The following is a 20,823-nucleotide window of genomic DNA, read 5'->3' as shown; positions in this document are numbered from 1 at the left end:
ATCTCCGTTGTCCTTGGGCTGGCTTGTGGCCAAGCCCAAGGACTTTAACGGATTTTTCCGGTTGATGATGCCTTAGAGGATCGATGCTTCCAGCGCATGTTCACGGTGCAGGGCCACCTGCCGGATCGAAAGTCGCAGTTCTGCCGACAGCACGCGCTTGGCTACCCCTTCGGCGAGTTCGCCGAGTTTGTCGTGGTAGCCCAGTTTGCCGTTGCCATCCGGGCGCAGCACCCCTTGCTCGACCAAGGTCTGGATGAAGTGGCGGAACAGTGTCTTGTCAAAGAACTCGGGGGCGTTGAGGCCATGCAGTATCGACAGGCGCTGGGCCATCATCACGCAGAGGTCTTCCAGTGCTTCGGCGCTCAGGGTGTTCTGGCCGCTGTTGAGCAGCAGCGAGGTGGCCATGTAGAAGCGCTGCAGGGTCTGGGTGATGGTGCGGGCCAGCAGCGTTAGCAAAACGAACTGACGCGAACTTGGGGCCGGGCGCACGTACAAGTCGTTTTCGCGGCGCAGCAGGCCCTGTTCGACCAGTGCCGCCAGCCACTGATCGATAACCTCGTCCAGTTGCTCGGGTGCCCAGCGCAGGAATAGCTCGGCCTGCAAATACGGATACAACGCGTGTACATACTGCCCGAGCAGATCACGGCTCATCCGTGAGCTGCTGTGGAAGAAGCTTGCCAGTAACGCCGGCAAGGCAAAGATGTGCAGGACGTTGTTGCGGTAATAGGTCATCAGCACCGCATTGGCTTCATCCAGGTAGAGGATGCGGCCAAGGGCGTCTTTCTGTTCCGCCAGCAGATTCATACCCCTGACATGTTCGATCAGCGCCTGGCCGTCACCTTCGGGCAGGGTGGTGTGCTGCGAATAGGGGACCTTGCGCAATAAGGTCAGGTACAGGTCCAGCACACGGGTCAGGGCACTTTCGTCCAGGGCCAGGCGGCTGGTGGAGAGCAGTGCCAGGGCCACCAGGTTGACCGGGTTGACCGCTGCGGCTTCGTTGAGGTGGCGGGCTACGGTTTCACCCAGGCGGGTGGTGGTCTCGTTCAGCCAGGCCGGACGGAACTGCGGCCCAAGTGCCTGCTCGCGCCAGCCGGGTTGCTGTTGGTCGAGAAAGCCTGCCAGGCGGATCGGTTCGCCGAAGTTGACGTAGACCTGACCGAAACGCTGCTTCAGCGCGCCGATGACCTTGAAAATGTCGAAGATCGACTCCTTCTTCTTGCTGGCGCCACGCAGCTCACCCAGGTAGGTGCGGCCTTCCAGTACCCGTTCGTAGCCGATGTATACCGGCACGAAGACGATCGGTGTGCGCGATGAGCGCAGGAAGCTGCGCAGGGTGATCGCCAGCATCCCGGTGCGCGGTTGCAGCATGCGCCCGGTGCGCGAGCGCCCGCCCTCGACGAAGTATTCGACCGGGAACCCTTTGGTGAACAGGGTGTGCAGGTATTCGTTGAACACTGCGGTGTACAGCGGGTTGCCCTTGAACGTGCGGCGCATGAAGAAGGCGCCGCCGCGGCGCAGCAGGCCGCCGATCACTGGCATGTTGAGGTTGATGCCGGCAGCGATGTGCGGTGGCGTCAGGCCGTTGCGAAACAGCAGGTACGACAGTAGCAGGTAGTCGATGTGGCTACGGTGGCAGGGTACATAGATGACTTCGTGGCCCGGTGCGATGCCTTGCACCTGCTCGATGTGGTTGACCTTGATACCGTCGTAGATCTTGTTCCAGAACCAGCTGAGCACCACTTCCAGGAAACGGATCGCGGTGTAGGTATAGTCCGAGGCGATTTCGTTGCCGTAGCGCAGGGCCTGTGCTTCAGCCTTGGCCACGGGAATACTTTCCCGCAGGGCTTGTTCGTTGATGGCCTGGCGAACCAGTGGTGCGTGCACCAGGCCTTTCACCAGGTTGCGCCGGTGCGAGATGTCCGGGCCGATCACCGCAGTCTTGAGGTTGCGAAAGTGCACGCGCATCAGGCGTTGGGCCATGCGCACGGTGCGCTCATGGCCTTTGTTGTGCTGCACCAGGTCACGCACCTGGATCGGCGCCGAGAATTGCACGCGGGTCTTGCGCCCCAGTATCAGGATGGTCAGTAGCCGGCGCAGGCGCCCGGTTACTGCCCAGCTGTCGGCGAACAGCAATTTCCACGGGCTGGATTCGCTTGCAGGCGTCTGGCCCCAGAACACACTGACCGGGATGATCTGTGCGTCTTCCTCGGCATGCTGGCTGACCGCTGCAATCACACGCTCAAGGGTAGGAGGCGCGCCGCGCTTGTCGTGGCGGCCGAGCCAGTCCGGGTCGGGGGTGAGGTAGAAGAAGCCGGCCGGCTCGTGCAGCGTGCCCACAGCTACCGGCAGTACCGGGCGCGGCAGCCCCGCCTTGGTGCACTCGTGGTCGAGTACGGCCAGGTCGGTGAGCGATGGCGAGGGCAGTGCATAGAACACCGGGCGGCTGCGGTCGAGCTGCAGGCTCATGGCGGACTGGTTGATGGTCTCGGAGCGCACCCACAGGTACAACAGGCGACGCAGAGCGCCGAAGATCAGGCGGCGCAGGGGAGAACGGGTCATGGGGTGTGTGCCCTGGGTGTGATTTTTAGTGAGTGTGCAATCAGTTAGTCTGCCGTATCTGCGTAAGTTCAGCAAAATCCTGCAAAGGGCGCGGCGGTCATGAAAATTATTTGTTCTGTGTCATATACTCGGCCTGCCACTTGCAGGATATTTCGGCAAGCGGCGTCGGCACGGGGAGGAAACCCTGTGTCTACAAGGCGATCTTCACAATAAAAATCCGGAGTAGTTCAGATGTCGTCTCGTGAGACTGGGAATGTAAAGTGGTTCAACGATGCCAAGGGCTTTGGCTTCATTCAGCGCGAAGGTGGTGCGGATGTGTTCGTCCATTATCGGGCGATCCGCGGTGAGGGGCATCGTACCCTGGTCGAAGGGCAGCGGGTCGAGTACTCCTGCGTGCAGGGCCAGAAAGGCCTGCAAGCCGAGGACGTGGTAGGGCTCTGAGTCCCAAACCACAAGCCTCAAGCCTCAAGCTGCAAGTTGACCGTGTAACTTGCAGCCTGATGCGAACCCTCTTGTAGCTTGCCGCTCACGAGGTACGCCAGGTGATTTCCTCTTCACCGTCAGCACTGATGCGGATCCAGCGATCGGCATCTTCCTCGCCATCTTCTTCGACCCAGCCACCCGGCGCGCAGCGCACTTCCACGCCCAGTGCGGTGAATGCGGCGCGGGCGCAGGCGACGTCATCATCCCATGGGGTCTGGTCGCTTTCCAGGTAAAGGCTGTTCCATTTCCCTACAGCCTTGGGTAACCAGGTGACCGGAATGTTACCGGCCTTGCATTTGAAGGTCTGGCCTTTCTGCTGCCATTCGCTGCAGGGGCCGATCGCTTCGCCGAGCCATTGGGCAATCTGCTTGTGGTCGACGTCAGCGTCCTTCAGGTAGATCTCGATATCAGGTTGGCGCATAAGGGCTCCGGGTGTGCTCAGTCTTGGCGCACGAAATAGTCATAACGCATGGAAACCGTGACGTCGAAGGTTTCGGGCTGGTCGATCACCCGCGCACGTTTCTCGGCACTGGCGCGCCAGCCGTGCGGGGTCATGGCCAGCAGGTCGGCGCGGGCTTTGGGTGCAGCCAGGCTCAGTCGGAACTCCAGGGTTTCACTGTGGGCATGGGCCATGCCCTGCGGTACCAGGGCCAGGTGTTTGTCGTCGGCATAAGGGCGTACTTCATCGTAGAGCACTTCGCGCAACTCCATCAGATGGCCGCTGGTCGGGCCCACCCGCATCAGGCCGCCACCCGGACTCAGCAGGCGCTGGGCCTCGGCCCAGTCCAGCGGGCTGAAGACGCTGGCGATGAACTGGCAACTGGCATCGGCCAAGGGTACGCGGGCCATGCTGGCGACCATCCAGGTGACCGAAGGCTCACGGCGGCATGCGCGTTTGACGGCTTCGCGCGAGATGTCCAGGGCGTAGCCGTCAGCCTGTGGCAGGGCGTGGGCGAGCTGCGCTGTGTAGTAGCCTTCGCCGCAGCCGATGTCGAGCCAGGCGCCGGGCTGGCGCTCGGTGGCCAGTTCGGCCAGGCGGCGGGCCACGGGCGCGTAATGGCCGGCATCGAGGAAATCCCGGCGAGCTTCGACCATGGCCTGGTTGTCGCCAGGGTCACGGCTGTTCTTGTGCTGCACAGGCAGCAGGTTCAGGTAACCCTGGCGGGCACGGTCGAAGCGGTGGCCGGCCGGGCACACCACGCCGTTGTCGAGCCGCGTCAGGGCCGCATGGCAAATAGGGCAGGCGAGCATCAGGCGAGCAACCGCACCAGGGTCTGGTAGTAGATCTCGGTCAGCAGGTCGAGGTCGCTGGCCAGGATGCGCTCGTCGACCTGGTGGATCGTTGCATTGACCGGGCCCAGTTCGACGACCTGGGTGCCCATGGTGGCGATGAACCGGCCATCGGACGTACCACCGCTGGTGGACGGCTGGGTATCACGGCCGGTGACGCCCTTGATGCTGGCCGACACGGCATCGAGCAGTTCACCGGGTTCGGTAAGGAATGGCAGGCCCGAAAGCGCCCAGTCGATCGACCAGTCCAGTTCATGCTTGTCGAGGATTGCCGATACTCGCGCCTGCAGGCCTTCGACCGTCGACTCGGTGGAGAAACGGAAATTGAACAGCGCGGTCAGATCACCCGGTACCACATTGGTGGCGCCGGTACCGGAGTTGAGGTTGGAGATCTGGAAGCTGGTCGGTGGGAAGAACGCATTGCCTTCATCCCAGTGTTCGGCGGCCAGCTCCGCCAGCGCTGGCGCGGCCAGGTGGATCGGGTTTCGCGCCAGGTGCGGGTAGGCCACGTGGCCTTGTTTGCCGCGCACGGTCAGTTTGGCGCCGAGCGAGCCCCGGCGGCCGTTCTTGACCACGTCACCGAGCAGGGTAGTGCTCGACGGCTCGCCGACGATGCACCAGTCCAGGCGCTCGTTGCGCGCGATCAGGCGCTCGACCACGGCCTTGGTACCGTGATGGGCCGGGCCTTCTTCATCGCTGGTGATCAGGAAGGCGACCCTGCCGCGGTGGTTCGGGTAGTCCTGCACGAAACGCTCACTGGCGACCACCATGGAGGCCAGGCTGCCCTTCATGTCGGCGGCGCCGCGACCGCAGAGCATGCCGTCGGCATCGATCAGTGCCTCGAACGGCTCATGCTGCCACTGCTGCACCGGGCCGGTGGGGACCACATCGGTGTGGCCGGCGAAGCACAGCACCGGGCCGTCCTGGTTACCATGGGTGGCCCAGAAGTTGTCGACGTCCTCGATGCGCATCGGTTCGAGCTGGAAGCCCACGGCACCCAGGCGCTTCATCATCTGCGCCTGGCAGTCGGCGTCGACAGGGGTGACCGAGGGGCGACGGATCAGGTCGCAGGCCAGTTGAAGGGTAGGCGAGAGCTCGGCTGGGGCCGTCATGGGGAACTCCGGGGCAAGGCAAGGCGGAAAAACGAGGGGCGTTATCTTATATCAAACAAGGGTTGTCGGCACGGGGCATTGGGCCGCTGGCCCGCCCCGGCATCCTCAAGCCTCCTGGGGCTCGGCCATCTTGTGCTCGGGCTTGGGCAATGACGACAACAGAGCCATGACCAGCGCCGCCAGGTATGGCAGTGACTGCACCAGCAGCATCGCGACCCAGAACCGCATGTCCGAGCTCGGCAAACCTTGCACCAGGTAGATCCCGGCTGCCGCCCCCCACAGCAGCAACATGATGAACAGTTCTTCGCGCGCTTCTGAAATCGCTACCAGCAATCCATGGCTATCGGCATTTTTCGGTGTGCGGAAGAACGGCATGCTGCTGGTGAAGAACCCGTACAGCACCGCCTTGGCGATGGTATGCGACAGCGCAAGCCCCGCCAGCGCCGCTGCGAATGCGTCCTTGAGGTTGACCCCGACTGCTCGGCGATAAAGGAAGATGATCTTGGCTACCTTGAAGAAAAACAGTGCCAGAGGCGGGATGGCGAAGATCATCAGAGGTGGATCGACCCGGTGCGGCACGATGATCATCGCCGCCGACCAGAGCAGGGCACCGACGGTGAAAAAGATGTTCATGCCATCGGCGACCCATGGCAGCCAGCCGGCCAGGAAATGATAGCGCTGGCCACGGGTCAGCTCACTGCCCTTACCACGTAGCAGGGCCGCAGCGTGGTGCTTGATGATCTGGATGGCGCCATAGGCCCAGCGGAAACGCTGCTTCTTGAAGTCGATGAAGGTATCGGGCATCAGGCCCTTGCCATAGCTGTTGTGGGCGTAGGCGGCCGACAGGCCTTTTTCGAACACCCGCAGGCCCAGTTCGGCGTCTTCGCAGATGCACCATTCGGCCCAGCCCAGTTCTTCGAGCACGGTGCGCCGGGTCATGGTCATGGTGCCGTGCTGAATGATTGCGTCACGGTCGTTGCGGGTGACCATGCCGATGTGGAAGAAGCCCTTGTACTCGCTGTAGCAGAGCTTCTTGAAGGCGCTCTCGTGCTGGTCGCGGTAGTCCTGCGGCGACTGCACCACGGCGATCTTCGGGTCGGCGAAGTGCGGCACCATGTGCTTGAGCCAGTTGCGGTCCACGCAGTAGTCCGAGTCGATCACTGCGATCACTTCGGCATCCTTGGCGGTGTGCGGCAGCAGGTAGTTAAGCGCACCGCCCTTGAACCCGGCCAAAGGGGCGACGTGGAAGAACTTGAAGCGCTCACCGAGCTTTTCGCAGTGGGCCTTGAGCGGCTCCCACACGGCTGGGTCCTTGGTGTTGTTATCGATCACCAGCACTTCGTAGTCCGGATAGTCCAGCGCGGCCAAGGCGTCGAGCGTCTGTTTGACCATCTCTGGCGGTTCGTTGTAGCACGGTACATGCACCGAGACTTTGGGCCGGTAGGCGCTGTCGGCCTGCACCGGCAGAAACTCCCGGCGGCGTTTGTGAGTCCAGGCCGCCTCGGCCAACTCGTGCGCCTCGGTCAATAGCACGATGAACACGCCGAGTGCGCCCAGCGCCAGCAGTACGCCGACAGTCAGGCTGAACCAGGTGCTGTACTGCTGGCTGTAGTCGTAACCGATCCACACCAGCACTGACCCACAGAGGAAGGTAATGAAGGTGAGGAACGTCCGGCCGCGTTGGCGCAAGGCCGAGCCGTCGATCAGCAGTACGGTCAGGGCGATCATTGCCAATACCACCGAGGCGACCGCTAGTGCACGCCATTGCGGTATCGCCACCACCGGCCCTTCAAAATTGAATTTCTGCTGACGTTCGGCATTGAATACGCCCCAGTAGGCGCCCACCGAGCCCTCGTCACTGGCTTTCCAGGGTTGGTCGTAGGCTTCGATGACGAAATAGTTGTAGCCACGGCGGTTGAGGGTGTTGACCAGCGTGCGCAGGTAAATGGCCTGGTCGGCCTGGGTGGCGTCGGCGCCGCCGCGCATGCGGCCGTTGCTCGGCCAGCCGACTTCCGAGAGCAGCAATGGCTTGCGCGGGAACTGCTGTTTAAGCTCACGGGCCCGATCAAGGACGAACTCCACGGAGTCCTTCATGGGCACGAACTCCCAGTAGGGCAGGATGTGCGCGGCAATCAGGTCGACATGCTTGGCCAGTTCCGGGTGTTCCTTCCAGATGTGCCACTGTTCACTGGTGGTTACCGGCACCTTGACTGCGGCTCGCACCCGGTCAAGGTACTGGATGAGTGCTTCGGGCGTGACCTCTTCGCGGAACAGCGCTTCGTTGCCGACCACCACGCGAACCACACTGCGCGATGTGTTGGCCAGTTCGATGGCCGTGGCGATCTCCCGCTCGTTGCGCTCCAGGTCCGGGCTGATCCAGATGCCCAGGGTGACGCGAAGCCCAAGCTCCTCTGCCAGCCGCGGGATATCGGCCTGGGTGCCTTCGACGGTGTAGATACGGATGCTGTCGGTCAGCTTGTTCATCTGCTCCAGGTCTTGGCGCATCTCGGCGTCGCTGGGATATTGGCCTTTTTGCGGGCTTTCCCCCAGACGGAATGGCGAGTACGAGAAACCTGATATCTGCTCAGGCCAGGCCGGTGCGGAAACCGGCCGATTGACCAGCGCCCAGAACCCGGTGAACAGTGCGGCGATGGCCAAGACAATCACCAGGTTCAAGCCGAATTTGCGAGATGACATTGTCGTCCATATCTGTCGAAGTAGTAGGACATTAAAGCAGGATCAGTAGGTGTTTTCCTAACGATGGAGGTCATTGGCGCTGCTGGCCTATAATGCGCGCCGTTTTAGCGGTATGAGCCTCGGGGTACGAACATGAGCACAGAAGATCCACGCTTTGCAGGCGTTGCCCGGCTGTACGGCGACGAAGGGCTGCAACGCCTGAACCAGGCCCATGTGGCGGTCGTCGGTATCGGTGGGGTGGGCTCCTGGGTGGCCGAGGCGCTGGCGCGCAGTGGTGTGGGTGAGATCACCTTGTTCGACCTGGATGATGTCTGTGTCAGCAACACCAACCGCCAGGCCCATGCCCTGGAAGGGCAGGTGGGGCGCCCCAAGGTCGAGGTGATGGCCGAGCGCCTGCGGGCGATCAACCCGGCCTGCACGGTGCATGCGGTGGCTGACTTCGTCACCCGCGACACCATGGCTGAGTACATCACCGAGCAGCTCGATTGCGTTGTCGACTGCATTGACAGCGTGATGGCCAAGGCGGCGCTCATTGCCTGGTGCCGGCGGCGCAAGATCGCGATCGTTACCACCGGCGGAGCAGGTGGGCAGATCGACCCCACACAGATTCAGATCGGCGACCTCAACAAGACCTTCAACGACCCGTTGGCATCGCGGGTGCGTTCAACCCTGCGGCGCGATTACAACTTCTCGCGCAACGTCAGCCGCAATTATGGCGTGCCGTGCGTGTTCTCCAGCGAACAGCTGCGCTACCCCAAGGGCGATGGCAGCGTGTGCCTGCAGAAGAGCTTTGTCGGTGAGGGTGTGCGCCTGGACTGCGCCGGGGGCTTTGGCGCGGTAATGATGGTGACCGCGACCTTTGGTATGGTGGCGGCGAGCAAGGCAGTGGAAAAGCTGGTGGCTGGCGCCCGGCGGCCTTCAGAACGGGTCAAGACCGAGTAAGGCACGCGGTCGGTGCTGGGTTCAGTAGCCTGAAACCAGCTCGGCCATCCGCAGTAGCACCGCATGCAAGCCATTGCTGCGCGATGGCGACAATTGCCGCTCCAACCCCAACCGGGTAAACCACTCGCGCAGGTCAAGCGCCGCCAGCTCACGACTGTCGAGCCCCTGCACCCGCACCAGTAGCAATGCCAGCAGGCCACGCAACAAACGCGCATCACTGCTTGCCTTGAACTGCCATTGGCCCTCGTGCTGTTCAGCTACCAGCCATACCAGGCTTTCACAGCCATGAACGCGGTTGTTCTCGCACTTCTGGGTATCGCTCAGCGGTTCCAGTTGCTCACCCATCTGCATCAGAAGCCGTGCACGCTGCTCCCATCCACAGGCTTGCTCGAAGCGCTCCAGTGCTTCCTGGGCGTGTGCTGGCAGGCTCACCGCAACAGCTCCAGGCCTTGATCGAGGGCATCGAAGAAGCGTTGCAGGTCATCGCTGTCGTTATACAGGCCCAGCGATACCCGAATCGCGCCTTCGAGCCTCAGCCCCTTGAGCAGTGGCATGGCGCAGTGATGGCCGGCACGTACGGCAATGCCCTGCTCTGTCAGCAGGTGGGCGATGTCGGCATTGTGCACGCCTTCGATGACAAAACTGGCCAAGGCAGCCTGTGGTGTGCCCAGCACCTGCACCCCATCACGGTCGGCAAGCCCGCGCAGCAGGTGATGGTGAAGGTGGGTCTCGTGGTTCTCGACGGCTTGGCCATCGAGGCTGGCCAGGTAATCGAGCGTCGCCCCCAGGCCGATCACCCCGGCGATCGGTGGTGTGCCTGCCTCGAAGCCCAGCGGTGCCGGGCGGAAGCTGGCACTTTGGTAGTCAGCCAGTTGTACCATTTCACCGCCGAACTGCCAGTGGCGCAGCAGTTCCAGCGCCTGCGCACGGCCATAAAGTACGCCGACGCCTTCCGGGCCATAGAGCTTATGGCTGGAGAACACATAAAAATCACAACCCAACTGCTGCACATCGTGGCGGCCATGCACCACGCCCTGGGCGCCATCGACCACAGTCAGCGCCCCTTGGGCGCGGGCATGGGAGAGTAACGCTGGCAGCGGCTGCCAGGTGCCGAGCACATTGGACAACTGGCTGACCGCAAGCACGCGAGTACGTGGGCCAACCAACTGTAGCGCCTGGTCAAGGTCGATTCGGCCATGCTCATCCAGTGGCAGTACCACCAGGCGCAGGTTGCGCCGCCGCGCCAGTTGTTGCCAGGGCAGCAGGTTGGCGTGGTGCTCCAGCGCGCTCACAGCGATTTCGTCGCCTGCCTCGAAACGGTGTTCCAGGCCATAGGCCAACAGGTTCAGGGCCGAGGTGGCGCCGTGGGTAAAGATGACCTGCCGCGATTCGGCGGCGTTGAGCCAGGCGGCGACCTTGTCGCGGCTGGTTTCGAACGCCTGTGTCGCCAGCGCGCCGGGCAGGTGCTGGGCACGGTGCACGTTGGCTGCGCCGTGGCCGTAATAGTGGCTCAGTGCATCGAGCAGGGCCTGGGGCTTCTGGGTGGTGGCGGCGCTGTCCAGGTAGGTCTGGTGCTGCCGTTGCAGGGCGGCGATGGCGGGGAAATCGGCACGCCAGGGGGAGGGCTGGAACATGATCACGGGGCCTGGAATGAAAATCGGGTCTGGCGTGAGTGCGCCAGACCCGATGTTAACACTTCGAACCCTTCGAAAGTTCTCAGTTGTGGGCGTGCAGCGCCTCGTTCAGCTCGATCGCCGATTTGTGCGTCTTGCACTCTACGGCGCCGTTGAGCGAGTTGCGGCGGAACAGCAGGTCGGTCTGGCCAGCCAGGTCGCGCGCCTTGACCACTTTGACCAGCTCATTGTTCTCGTCGAGCAGGTTGACCTTGGTGCCGGCAGTGATGTAAAGGCCGGCTTCGACGGTGTTGCGATCGCCCAGCGGGATGCCGATGCCGGCGTTGGCGCCGATCAGGCAGCCTTCACCGACCTTGATGACGATATTGCCGCCACCGGACAGGGTGCCCATGGTCGAGCAGCCGCCGCCCAGGTCCGAGCCCTTGCCGACGAATACGCCGGCCGAGACACGGCCTTCGATCATGCCCGGGCCTTCGGTGCCGGCATTAAAGTTGACGAAGCCTTCGTGCATGATGGTGGTGCCTTCGCCGATGTAGGCGCCCAGGCGCACACGGGCGGTGTCGGCGATACGCACGCCGGCCGGGACCACGTAGTCGGTCATCTTCGGGAACTTGTCTACCGAGAACACTTCCAGCAGCTCGCCTTTGAGGCGCGCCTCAAGTTGCAGCTCGGCCAGCTCGGCCAGGTCGACGGCGCCCTGGTTGGTCCAGGCAACGTTCGGCAGCAGCGGGAAGATGCCTGCCAGGCTCACGCCGTGTGGCTTGACCAGGCGGTGCGACAGCAGGTGCAGCTTGAGGTAGGCCTCTGGGGTCGAAGCCAGGGCAGCGTCTTCGGCCAGCAGGGTGGCGACCAGCGGCTTGTGGCTTTCGGCAAGGCGGGTCAGCAGGGCAGCCTGGGCGCCATCGATGCCTTTTACGGCTTCGGCCAGTTGCGCGGCCTGGGCATTGCTGAAGGTGATGGCCTGGTTGCCACCTTCATAACCGAGGATCGGCGCGACGGCGGCGACCAGCTCGGCGCTCGGCTTGAGCAGTGGCTGTGCGTAGAACACTTCCAGCCAGGTGCCCTGGCGGTTCTGGGAGCCGACACCAAAGGCCAGGCTGAACAGGGTATTGGACATGTGATTACCTCGTGCGAAATAGGGTGCGATGCGTAAATGGACTCAGGCCAGCGCAGCGGCGTACAGGTCAGGTTTGAAACCGACCAGGGTGCGTGCGCCAAGGTCGAGCACCGGGCGCTTGATCATCGACGGCTGGGCCAGCATCAGCTCGACGGCCTTGGCCTGGTCGAGGTCGGCCTTGCTGGCATCGTCGAGCTTGCGGAACGTGGTGCCGGCACGGTTGAGGATGACTTCCCAGCCGTGCTCGTCGCACCAGCGGTTCAGGCTGTCACGGTCGATGCCTTGAGTCTTGTAGTCGTGGAATTCGTAGGCGATGGCTTGGTCTTCGAGCCAGGTGCGCGCTTTTTTCATGGTGTCGCAGGCTTTGATGCCGTAGAGCGTGTAGGTCATTGTGTGCATTGGGGCCACAGGCTGCCCCAATCTCTCCATTTCCGAATGTCAGTCGCGCGATTATGCGGGAACCATCCTCGGTACGCCACGCCCGAGGCGCCCTGTTAACTGCTCAGGATGTGTCTCAAGCGACCAGGCGTTGAACCGACCCGATGATTTCATCGCCATGTTGCTGCTCGGCAGTGCGCAGATCGAAGGCGCTCTGCAGGTTGAGCCAGAACTCGGGGCTGGTGTCCAGGCAGATGGCCAGACGCAGTGCCATGTCGGCGGAAACACCGCCCCGTTCACGCAGGATGTTATTGACAGTTGGGGTGGCGACGCCCAGTGCCCTTGCCAACGCGGCAGCACTCAAGCCCATTTCTTTCTGATAGTCCTCACGCAGGACTTCACCGGGATGGATTGGACGCATACCGTTCTTGAGCATGGTGCACCTCAATGGTAATCGACTATTTGAACGTTGACCGGACCGTTTTCGGTCCAGGTGAAGCACAAGCGCCATTGGTCATTGACACGAATACTGTGCTGACCAGTGCGGTTACCGCTCAACGGCTCCAGGCGATTGCCAGGTGGCGAGCGAAGGTCTCGCAGCGCGGTTGCAGCATCGAGCATGGCCAGTTTGCGCTCGGCTACTGACTTGATATCCGACCATCGCCTTGTCTTTCCAGTGGTGAACAGTGCTTCCGTTTCAGCACAGCGGAACGATCGAATCATCAGGCTTAACGCTTAACGTTATGGATTAAGAATAAGTATACAAGTACAGGGTCTCATTGCAACTCTGGGTGCAAGCATCAGCATCACTTCAGTAGGTGTGTATCATCATGTTACATATTCATCCGCCTCCTGCGACTTTCGTGCAGCGGCCCATGATTACCCCACCCCGCTAACATATTGCTTCTGTGGCGATTTTTCGCCCGGGATTGATATCGGTTCACAAAGGAAGCTTTAACGGATGCAGTCAGCTTATACCGTCCTCATCCTGCTGACGCTGGTCAGCGTGTCGAAACTGGTCGGTCGGGTGATCCCCTTGCCGCTGCCGCTGGTGCAGATCGGTGCCGGTGCGCTGTTGGCCTGGCCTACCCTGGGGCTGCATGTGGCCCTGGACCCTGAGCTGTTCCTTTTCCTGTTCCTGCCGCCATTGCTGTTTGCCGACGGCTGGCGCATCCCCAAACGCGAACTGTGGCGCATCCGCGGGCCGGTGGTGGCACTTGCCGTGGGGCTGGTGCTGTTCACGGTGGTCGGCGCCGGCTACTTCATTCATTGGCTGCTGCCGAGCATCCCGCTGGCGGTGGCCTTTGCCCTGGCGGCCGTGTTGTCGCCTACCGACGCCGTGGCAGTCTCGGCCATCACCCAGGACCGCCTTCCCACTCCGCTGATGCGCATGCTTCAGGGTGAGGCGCTGATGAATGACGCCTCTGGCCTGGTGACCTTCAAGTTCGCGCTGGCAGCGGCGATCACCGGCGTATTTTCTTTGGCCGATGCCAGCTTCAGCTTTGTCCTGGTTGCCATCGGCGGGCTGGCGGTTGGTGTTGCCCTGAGCTGGCTGATTGGCAGGCTGCGCGCCTGGATGATCGCACGTGGCTGGGATGACCCGGCCACCCATGTGGTATTCATGCTGCTGCTGCCGTTTGCCGCCTATGTGCTGGCCGAGCGCCTTGGAGTGTCGGGCATCCTCTCGGCGGTGGCCGCCGGCATGATGCAGAGCTGGCTCGACCTGCTGCCGCGCCAGACCAGCACCCGCCTGCTCAACCGTAGCGTCTGGTCGCTACTGGAATTCGCCTTCAATGGCCTGATCTTCCTGCTGTTGGGCCTGCAATTGCCGGACATCATCAAGGCGGTGGTCAGCCACGAGCCTACCCTCTGGCCGACACTGGCATGGCGTTGCCTGGATGTGCTGGCGATCTTTGCGGCGCTGATCCTGCTGCGGTTCGTCTGGGTGCAAAGCATCTGGCGGGCGGTCGGGGTAGTGCGTCGCTGGCGCGGCAAGCCTGCCCTGGTACTGATGCCCACGGCGCGCTCATGCTGGCTGCTGACCCTTGGCGGGGTGCGTGGTGCAGTGACGCTGGCGGGTGTGATGTCGATACCGCTGCTGATTGGGGCGGACCAGGCTTTCCCGGAGCGCGACCTGCTGATTTTCATCGCTGCCGGCGTCATCTTGCTGTCGCTGGTCAGCGCCTGCGTGGCTTTGCCCTTTCTCTTGAGAGGTGTCACCCGAAGCCCGGACGAGCGGCTGCATCAGGAGGTGCAGGAAGCCTGGCGGCGCACGGCCGAGGCTGCGATTCATGCCCTGGAGGCCGAGGACGTGGTTGATGCCAGCGCACCTCAGGATGCGGCGCAGGCGACCCTGGCGACGGAGCTCAAGGCAAGGTTGATGGCCGAGTACCGCGATGAGCTGGACAGTTACAACGACACGGCCGAGGCGAGGGCCTTGGCGGAGCAGATGGACTTGCTGGAGCGACGTCTGCGCCTGCGGGCGCTTCGGGCGCAGCGGTTGGAATTGTATAACCTGCATCGCCAGCACCTGGTAGGCGATGAGGTAGTGCGGCAGGTGTTGGGTGAGCTGGACTTGAGCGAGGCGAACCTGGGGGCAGTCAAATAAGCCGCTGTAGCTCAAGCGCCGGCGAGCCGGCGTTTGCGCTACAGCGCGGCGCTCGGTCAATCAACGGTTTTGCACAAACGCACGAATCCGCTCAGCCGCCTCTATGCACTCGGCCAATGGTGCGACCAGTGCCATGCGTACCCGCCCGGCCCCCGGATTCACGCCATCCACTTCGCGCGACAGGTACGAACCAGGTACCACCGTCACATGCTGGGCTTCGAACAGGTCACGCGTGAAGTCGGCATCGCACCCCGGTACCTTGGCCCACAGGTAGAAACTGCCATCAGGCCGCTGTACGTCCAGCACGGGCTGCAGGATATCCAGCACGGCATCGTATTTGGCGCGGTATAGGTCGCGGTTTTCGCGCACATGTGCTTCATCCTGCCAGGCGGCGATGCTGGCCAGCTGGGTCTGCACCGGCATGGCGCAGCCATGGTAGGTGCGGTACAGCAGGAACGGCTTGATGATGGCCGCGTCGCCGGCAACGAAGCCCGAACGCAGGCCCGGCAGGTTGGAGCGCTTGGACAGGCTGTGGAATACCACGCAACGCTTGAAGTCACTGCGGCCCAGTTCGGCACAGGCACTGAGCAGGCCCGGTGGTGGGGCGTCTTCGTCGAAGTACAGTTCGCTGTAGCACTCATCGGCGGCGATCACGAAATCATGCTCGTCGGCCAGTGCGATCAGCTTCTTCAGGGTGTCCATCGGTACCAGTGCGCCGGTGGGGTTGCCCGGTGAGCACAGGAACAGGATCTGGCAGCGTTTCCAGACCTCGGCGGGTACGGCATCGAAGTCCGGGTTGAAACCGTTGTTTTCCAGGCACGGCAGATAATGCGGGGTGGCGCCGGCGAGCAGGGCCGCGCCTTCGTAGATCTGGTAGAACGGGTTGGGGCTGACCACCAGGCCATCATCGGCGCGGTTGACCACAGCCTGGGTGAAGGCGAACAGCGCTTCACGGGTGCCGTTGACCGGCAGCACATGGCGGTCCGCGTCCAGCCAGCCGGTCGGCACGCCGAAGCGGCGTTCGCACCATTGGCCGATGGCCTGGCGCAGCTCTGGCAGGCCGATGGTGCTGGGGTAGACCGCCAGCTTGTCGAGGTTGTCGGCCATGGCCTGGGCGACGAACGCCGGGGATGCGTGCTTCGGCTCACCGATCGACAGGGCGATGGCGCGCTTGTCCGCCGCGGGCTTCACGCTGCCCAGCAGGGCGCGGAGTTTCTCGAAGGGGTAGGGCTGAAGCTGGGTCAGGGCATGGTTCATCGGCGCAAGGTCTCGTCAATCGTCTAATCGTTAAAAGGTCACGCGAGTCGGGCTGGCATCGCTAGCCTGGCCGGCCTGCAGTTGCTGCACGATCGCTTCCTGCAGGCGGCTGCACAGCTGCGGGTCGGACAGCGGCTGGTTGTCGGCATCGGTAATGAAGAATACGTCTTCCACGCGTTCGCCGAGGGTGGCGATCTTGGCGTTCTGCAGTGACAGGTCGAACTCCAGGAAGATCCGCCCGATCCGCGCCAGCAGCCCGGGGCGGTCCGGCGCGGTGATCTCAAGGATGGTTACCGCCCGCTGTGCATCGTTGAGGATGGTCACCTGCGGCGGGAAGTTGAAATGCTTGAGTTGGCGGGGTACCCGTCGCTGGATGATGGTCGGGTAGTCCTCGGGGTTGCGCAGCGCCTCGGTCAGGCCGTCGCGGATCTGCTTGACCCGTTGCGGGTTGTCGCCGATGGAGCCGCCGTCATTGTCGAGCACGATGTAGGTGTCGAGTGTGAACTGGCTGCTCGAGGTGATGATGCGCGCGTCATGGATGTTCAGGTTGAGCTGCGACATGGCCGCCACGGTCACGGCGAAGAAATCGTGCTGGTCGGGGGCGTAGATGAAGATCTGCGTGCCGCCCTCGAACTCCCGCTGTGTGGTTTCCTTGATCAGTACCAGCGGCCCGCCGTCGGCGGGCTGCTGCAGGATCGCGTCACTGTGCCAGGCCACATCGGCGGCGTTGTGCTTGAGGAAGTAGTCGTCACCCAGTTGCGACCAGAGTTGCTCGACGTCGTCCGGGTCGGTGCCCTCGCGTACGAGGATATCCAGCGCAGCACTCTGTGTCTGGCGGATCTGCTCCTCGCGGTCCAGCGGGTTTTCCAGGCCGCGACGCAAGGCGCGTTTGGTCTCGCTGTACAGCTGGCGCAGCAGGCTGGCTCGCCAGGAGTTCCACAGGCTGGGATTGGTGGCGTTGATGTCGGCCACGGTCAGCACGTAGAGGTAGTCCAGGCGCGTCTCGTCGCCGACATGCAGGGCGAAGTCGTTGATCACCTGCGGGTCGGACAGGTCCTTGCGCTGGGCGGTGGTGGACATCACCAGGTGGTTTTGCACCAGCCAGACGATCAGGCGGCTGTCCCAGGCGGGCAATTGATGGCGCTCGCAGAACTTCTTCGCGTCCACAGCGCCCAGCTCGGAGTGGTCGCCCTGACGGCCTTTGCCGATGTCGTGGTACAGCCCGGCCAGGTAGATGAGCTCAGGCTTGGGCAGGCGGCCCATAAGCTTGCTGGCCAGCGGGAATTTTTCGGACACCGGCGTGTACTGCAGCTTGCGCAGGTGCTTGATGAGGTTGAGGGTGTGCGCATCGACCGTATAAATGTGGAACAGGTCGTGCTGCATCTGCCCGACGATCAGGCCGAACTCTGGCAGGTAGCGGCCGAGGATGCCGTAACGGTTCATCCGCCGCAGGTTGCGATGGATGCCGATTTCGCACTTGAACAGCTCGATGAACAGGCTGGTGTTGCGAATATCGTTGCGGAAGGTGTCGTCGATCAGGTGCCGGTGCTCGCGCAGCAGGCGCACGGTGTCCGCGCGCACGCCCTTGATTTCCGGGTGCTGCGCCATCAGCACGAAGATCTCCAGCATGGCGAACGGCGTGCGCTTGAAAACGTTCGCGTTGACGGCCTCGATATAGCCGTCGTGCAGCCGGAAGCGCGCATTCAGCGGCTGGGTGGTACCACTGTCATCGTCGGCTAGGATGACTTCCTCGAAGTGCTGGATGATCAGGTCGCACAACTGGCTGATGCTCATCACCACCCGGTAGTACTGCTGCATGAACTGTTCGATGGCGCGTTTGGGGTTTTCGTCGCTGTAGCCCAGCAGTGCGGCGATGCTGCGCTGGTGGTCGAACAGCAGGCGATCTTCGGCGCGGCCGGCGAGCATGTGCAGGGCGTAGCGCACCTTCCACAAAAAGTCCTGGGAGGAGGCCAGCAGTTCGTTTTCGCTTTCCAGCAGGAAGCCTTCGCCAGCGAGGGCGTGCAGGTTCAGGGTGCCGTACTGGCGACGGGCTACCCAAAGGACTGTCTGGATGTCGCGAAGGCCACCGGGCGAGCCTTTTACATTGGGCTCGAGGTTGTACTCGGTGTCGTTGTACTTGTGGTGGCGGGCCTTGAGCTCTGCGCGCTTGGCCAGGAAGAACTCCTTGCTCGGCCACATGTGCGCGGTGCTGGTGACTTCGAGCATGCGCTGGCGCAGGGCTTCGGGGCCGGCGATGGTGCGGCTTTCCATCATGTTGGTGATGACCGTAAGGTCGGCGCGGGCCTGTTCGGCGCACTCGTCGACGGTACGCACGCTCTGGCCCACTTCAAGGCCAATGTCCCACAGCAGTGTCAGGAAGCGCTCGATGGCGTCGCGGTACTGCTCGTGTTCGGCGTCGCGCAGCAGGATCAGCAGGTCGATGTCCGAGTGCGGGTGCAGTTCACCGCGCCCATAGCCCCCGACCGCTACCAGGGCTATGCCGTCAGCGTCGCCCCAGTCGAACTGTTTCCAGGCCTGTTGCAGGATGTTGTCGACTAGCCAGGCGCGGTCCTCGATCAGCCGACGGATGTCGCGGCCGTCACGGAAACGCCTGTCGAGCACCTCGCCGGCCTGGCGGATGGCCTTCTTGAAAGCGGCGATGGGGCTCGCCTTGAGGGCCAGTTCCGCCTGGAACTGGCCGCGGTCGAACAGCTCGGGATCCACCTGGGGCATGCATCGCGTTCCTGTCGTAGAGGCTTTGGCGTGAACTCAGGCCGAAGTGCGCGGGATGGTGTCGTCCTTGCGCAGGGTGAAGATCTCGTAGCCGGTGGCGGTCACCACCAGGGTGTGCTCCCACTGCGCCGAGAGCTTGCGGTCCTTGGTGATGGCGGTCCAGCCGTCGCCCAGCACCTTGGTGTCGGCCTTGCCCTGGTTGATCATCGGTTCGATGGTGAAGGTCATGCCCTCTTTGAGCTCCATGCCGGTGCCGGCACGGCCGTAGTGGAGGATCTGCGGTTCTTCGTGGAACACCTTGCCGATGCCGTGGCCGCAGAATTCACGCACCACCGAAAAGCCGTTCTTTTCGGCGTGCTTCTGGATCACTTCACCGATATCGCCCAGGCGGCAGCCAGGCTTGACCAGCTCGATGGCCTTGTACATGCACTCCTGGGTGACTTTGGACAGGCGCTCGGCCCATACCGGCACGGTGCCGACGTGGAACATGCGGCTGGTGTCGCCGTGGTAGCCGTCCTTGATCACGGTGACATCGATGTTCAGCGTGTCCCCGTCCTTGAGCGGCTTGTCGTTGGGGATGCCGTGGCACACCACGTGGTTGATCGAGGTGCAGATCGACTTGGGGTAGCCCTTGTAGTTGAGCGGTGCCGGAATGGCCTGCTGCACGTTGACGATGTAGTCGTGGCACAGGCGGTCGAGCTCTTCGGTGGTGACACCGGGCTTGACGTGTTCTTCGATCATTTCCAGCACTTCGGCGGCCAGGCGGCCGGCGATGCGCATCTTCTCGATGTCTTCTGCGGTCTTGATGGTAACGGTCATTACAGGCTCTCTACGGCGCCGCAGGCGGCGCGAACAAACGGAAAAGGCCCTTATTCTATCAGAGGGCGGCTGCGAACCCAGCATCAAGCTTGAGGCTGGATTCGCAGTTCGCTTCTGCGGGTTCCGTTCGTTGGCGGTCTGTGGTATAACATGCGCCGCTTTCGGGGACGACCCCGTCTGCTCAAACCCACACACGTGTCGACACGATGACCTGGGTGCCCCGCATTCTCGAAGTTCTTGTTCAGGTGCGTGGGTTGGTCATTGGGATACGTGGAGGCCCAACCCGACTTATCAAGGAACTATCATGTCCCAAGTCAACATGCGCGATATGCTGAAGGCCGGTGTGCACTTCGGCCACCAGACCCGTTACTGGAACCCGAAAATGGGCAAGTACATTTTCGGCGCGCGTAACAAGATCCACATCATCAACCTGGAAAAAACCCTGCCAATGTTCAACGACGCTCTGTCGTTCGTAGAACGCCTGGCCCAGGGCAAGAACAAGATCATGTTCGTCGGCACCAAGCGTTCCGCCGGCAAGATCGTCGCCGAGCAAGCTGCTCGTTGCGGTTCGCCATACGTTGACCACCGCTGGTTGGGCGGCATGCTGACCAACTACAAAACCATCCGCGCTTCGATCAAGCGTCTGCGCGACCTGGAAACCCAGGCCGAAGACGGCACTTTTGCCAAGCTGACCAAGAAAGAAGCCCTGATGCGTTCGCGCGATCTGGAAAAGCTGGACCGCAGCCTGGGTGGTATCAAGGACATGGGCGGCCTGCCTGATGCCCTGTTCGTGATCGACGTTGACCACGAGCGCATTGCCATCACCGAAGCCAACAAGCTGGGCATCCCGGTTATCGGCGTTGTCGATACCAACAGCAGCCCAGAAGGTGTTGACTACATCATCCCAGGTAACGATGACGCCATTCGCGCTATCGAGCTGTACATGACTTCGATGGCTGACGCCGTCATCCGCGGCCGCAACAACGTTGCTGGCGGCACCGAAGTCTACGCTGAAGAAGCGGCTGCACCTGCTGCCGAGTAATAGACGCTAGCGTCTGCTTGGCACGCAAAAAGGGGGCTTCGCCCCCTTTTTGCCACCTTGAAATCCTGCTGTCAGCAAGCGCCCCGCATTATGGGCCGGCTGAGGTTGAAACAGCGGATTTGCAGAATTGAACGCCCGTGATGAGCGGGTGG

At 62.5% G+C, this 20,823-nt stretch carries 18 protein-coding genes; 4 read left to right on the top strand and 14 right to left on the bottom strand.

Annotated elements, in window-relative coordinates:
- Positions 1-72: 72 nt before the first annotated feature.
- Entirely contained in the window at positions 73-2,559 is a 2,487-nt protein-coding gene (gene plsB / locus ACW4TB_RS15295; RefSeq protein ID WP_279928236.1) for a glycerol-3-phosphate 1-O-acyltransferase PlsB, read from the bottom strand.
- A gap of 231 nt (positions 2,560-2,790) precedes the next feature.
- On the opposite strand from plsB, the gene ACW4TB_RS15290 reads away from it, so the two are divergent.
- Entirely contained in the window at positions 2,791-3,000 is a 210-nt protein-coding gene (locus ACW4TB_RS15290) for a cold-shock protein (protein ID WP_012315914.1), read from the top strand.
- Between the two features lie 85 nt (positions 3,001-3,085).
- On the opposite strand, the gene ACW4TB_RS15285 is transcribed toward ACW4TB_RS15290, so the two are convergent.
- From ACW4TB_RS15285 to ACW4TB_RS15270, 4 genes are all read right to left on the bottom strand, one after another.
- Positions 3,086-3,463 (bottom strand): hypothetical protein, encoded by a 378-nt coding sequence (locus tag ACW4TB_RS15285; protein ID WP_012315913.1) that lies wholly within the window; start codon positions 3,461-3,463, stop codon positions 3,086-3,088.
- A 17-nt stretch (positions 3,464-3,480) separates the two neighbouring features.
- Complete coding sequence (locus ACW4TB_RS15280; protein WP_279928231.1) at positions 3,481-4,293, bottom strand: putative RNA methyltransferase; 813 nt, start codon at positions 4,291-4,293, stop codon at positions 3,481-3,483.
- Positions 4,293-5,444, bottom strand: a complete 1,152-nt coding sequence (dapE, locus tag ACW4TB_RS15275) for a succinyl-diaminopimelate desuccinylase (protein ID WP_254466328.1) — start codon at positions 5,442-5,444, stop codon at positions 4,293-4,295. The genes ACW4TB_RS15280 and dapE overlap by 1 nt, the downstream gene beginning before the upstream one ends.
- A 105-nt stretch (positions 5,445-5,549) precedes the next feature.
- Positions 5,550-8,141 (bottom strand): glycosyltransferase, encoded by a 2,592-nt coding sequence (locus ACW4TB_RS15270; RefSeq protein ID WP_012315910.1) that lies wholly within the window; start codon positions 8,139-8,141, stop codon positions 5,550-5,552.
- Between the two features lie 132 nt (positions 8,142-8,273).
- Between ACW4TB_RS15270 and tcdA the strand changes: the two genes are divergently transcribed.
- Positions 8,274-9,083, top strand: coding sequence for a tRNA cyclic N6-threonylcarbamoyladenosine(37) synthase TcdA (tcdA, locus tag ACW4TB_RS15265; RefSeq protein WP_012315909.1), 810 nt, complete (start codon positions 8,274-8,276; stop codon positions 9,081-9,083).
- 21 nt (positions 9,084-9,104) lie between these two features.
- On the opposite strand, the gene ACW4TB_RS15260 is transcribed toward tcdA, so the two are convergent.
- From ACW4TB_RS15260 to ACW4TB_RS15235, 6 genes are all read right to left on the bottom strand, one after another.
- Complete coding sequence (locus tag ACW4TB_RS15260; RefSeq protein WP_012315908.1) at positions 9,105-9,515, bottom strand: SufE family protein; 411 nt, start codon at positions 9,513-9,515, stop codon at positions 9,105-9,107.
- Entirely contained in the window at positions 9,512-10,717 is a 1,206-nt protein-coding gene (locus ACW4TB_RS15255) for a cysteine desulfurase (RefSeq protein ID WP_279928224.1), read from the bottom strand. Before ACW4TB_RS15255 ends, ACW4TB_RS15260 begins: the two co-directional genes overlap by 4 nt.
- Positions 10,718-10,799: 82 nt before the next feature.
- On the bottom strand, positions 10,800-11,834 hold the full coding sequence (gene dapD, locus ACW4TB_RS15250) for a 2,3,4,5-tetrahydropyridine-2,6-dicarboxylate N-succinyltransferase (RefSeq protein WP_039601799.1): 1,035 nt from the start codon (positions 11,832-11,834) through the stop codon (positions 10,800-10,802).
- 42 nt (positions 11,835-11,876) lie between these two features.
- Positions 11,877-12,233 carry an ArsC family reductase gene (locus ACW4TB_RS15245; RefSeq protein WP_042111691.1) on the bottom strand — a complete coding sequence of 119 codons (357 nt, stop codon included), beginning with the start codon at positions 12,231-12,233 and terminating at the stop codon, positions 11,877-11,879.
- Positions 12,234-12,348: 115 nt separating this feature from the next.
- Positions 12,349-12,648: a HigA family addiction module antitoxin gene (locus ACW4TB_RS15240; RefSeq protein WP_012315904.1), complete on the bottom strand. Its 300-nt coding sequence runs from the start codon at positions 12,646-12,648 to the stop codon at positions 12,349-12,351.
- 8 nt (positions 12,649-12,656) lie between these two features.
- Positions 12,657-12,935 (bottom strand): type II toxin-antitoxin system RelE/ParE family toxin, encoded by a 279-nt coding sequence (locus tag ACW4TB_RS15235; RefSeq protein WP_279928222.1) that lies wholly within the window; start codon positions 12,933-12,935, stop codon positions 12,657-12,659.
- Between the two features lie 238 nt (positions 12,936-13,173).
- Between ACW4TB_RS15235 and ACW4TB_RS15230 the strand changes: the two genes are divergently transcribed.
- Positions 13,174-14,820 carry a Na+/H+ antiporter gene (locus ACW4TB_RS15230; RefSeq protein WP_279928221.1) on the top strand — a complete coding sequence of 549 codons (1,647 nt, stop codon included), beginning with the start codon at positions 13,174-13,176 and terminating at the stop codon, positions 14,818-14,820.
- A gap of 60 nt (positions 14,821-14,880) precedes the next feature.
- On the opposite strand, the gene dapC is transcribed toward ACW4TB_RS15230, so the two are convergent.
- Genes dapC through map form a run of 3 tightly spaced genes read right to left on the bottom strand, consistent with a single transcriptional unit; the run spans position 14,881 to position 19,629 of the window.
- Positions 14,881-16,077, bottom strand: coding sequence for a succinyldiaminopimelate transaminase (gene dapC / locus ACW4TB_RS15225; RefSeq protein WP_012315902.1), 1,197 nt, complete (start codon positions 16,075-16,077; stop codon positions 14,881-14,883).
- 30 nt (positions 16,078-16,107) lie between these two features.
- Entirely contained in the window at positions 16,108-18,810 is a 2,703-nt protein-coding gene (locus ACW4TB_RS15220) for a [protein-PII] uridylyltransferase (RefSeq protein ID WP_039601208.1), read from the bottom strand.
- Positions 18,811-18,846: 36 nt separating this feature from the next.
- Positions 18,847-19,629, bottom strand: coding sequence for a type I methionyl aminopeptidase (gene map / locus ACW4TB_RS15215; RefSeq protein WP_004375406.1), 783 nt, complete (start codon positions 19,627-19,629; stop codon positions 18,847-18,849).
- Between the two features lie 304 nt (positions 19,630-19,933).
- Between map and rpsB the strand changes: the two genes are divergently transcribed.
- Positions 19,934-20,671, top strand: coding sequence for a 30S ribosomal protein S2 (gene rpsB / locus ACW4TB_RS15210; protein ID WP_012315900.1), 738 nt, complete (start codon positions 19,934-19,936; stop codon positions 20,669-20,671).
- Positions 20,672-20,823 lie beyond the last annotated feature (152 nt).

The sequence above is a fragment of the Lelliottia jeotgali genome (assembly GCF_977070485.1).
The sequence above is the reverse complement of the archived record's forward strand: the minus strand, read 5'-3'. Positions and strand labels throughout refer to the sequence as shown.

Coding starts and splice junctions, on each gene's coding strand:
- plsB (WP_279928236.1), bottom strand. CDS start 2,559: ATGACCCGTTCTCCCCTGCGCCGCCTGATCTTCGGCGCTCTGCGTCGC.
- ACW4TB_RS15290 (WP_012315914.1), top strand. CDS start 2,791: ATGTCGTCTCGTGAGACTGGGAATGTAAAGTGGTTCAACGATGCCAAG.
- ACW4TB_RS15285 (WP_012315913.1), bottom strand. CDS start 3,463: ATGCGCCAACCTGATATCGAGATCTACCTGAAGGACGCTGACGTCGAC.
- ACW4TB_RS15280 (WP_279928231.1), bottom strand. CDS start 4,293: ATGCTCGCCTGCCCTATTTGCCATGCGGCCCTGACGCGGCTCGACAAC.
- dapE (WP_254466328.1), bottom strand. CDS start 5,444: ATGACGGCCCCAGCCGAGCTCTCGCCTACCCTTCAACTGGCCTGCGAC.
- ACW4TB_RS15270 (WP_012315910.1), bottom strand. CDS start 8,141: ATGTCATCTCGCAAATTCGGCTTGAACCTGGTGATTGTCTTGGCCATC.
- tcdA (WP_012315909.1), top strand. CDS start 8,274: ATGAGCACAGAAGATCCACGCTTTGCAGGCGTTGCCCGGCTGTACGGC.
- ACW4TB_RS15255 (WP_279928224.1), bottom strand. CDS start 10,717: ATGTTCCAGCCCTCCCCCTGGCGTGCCGATTTCCCCGCCATCGCCGCC.
- dapD (WP_039601799.1), bottom strand. CDS start 11,834: ATGTCCAATACCCTGTTCAGCCTGGCCTTTGGTGTCGGCTCCCAGAAC.
- ACW4TB_RS15245 (WP_042111691.1), bottom strand. CDS start 12,233: ATGCACACAATGACCTACACGCTCTACGGCATCAAAGCCTGCGACACC.
- ACW4TB_RS15240 (WP_012315904.1), bottom strand. CDS start 12,648: ATGCTCAAGAACGGTATGCGTCCAATCCATCCCGGTGAAGTCCTGCGT.
- ACW4TB_RS15235 (WP_279928222.1), bottom strand. CDS start 12,935: ATGATTCGATCGTTCCGCTGTGCTGAAACGGAAGCACTGTTCACCACT.
- ACW4TB_RS15230 (WP_279928221.1), top strand. CDS start 13,174: ATGCAGTCAGCTTATACCGTCCTCATCCTGCTGACGCTGGTCAGCGTG.
- dapC (WP_012315902.1), bottom strand. CDS start 16,077: ATGAACCATGCCCTGACCCAGCTTCAGCCCTACCCCTTCGAGAAACTC.
- ACW4TB_RS15220 (WP_039601208.1), bottom strand. CDS start 18,810: ATGCCCCAGGTGGATCCCGAGCTGTTCGACCGCGGCCAGTTCCAGGCG.
- map (WP_004375406.1), bottom strand. CDS start 19,629: ATGACCGTTACCATCAAGACCGCAGAAGACATCGAGAAGATGCGCATC.
- rpsB (WP_012315900.1), top strand. CDS start 19,934: ATGTCCCAAGTCAACATGCGCGATATGCTGAAGGCCGGTGTGCACTTC.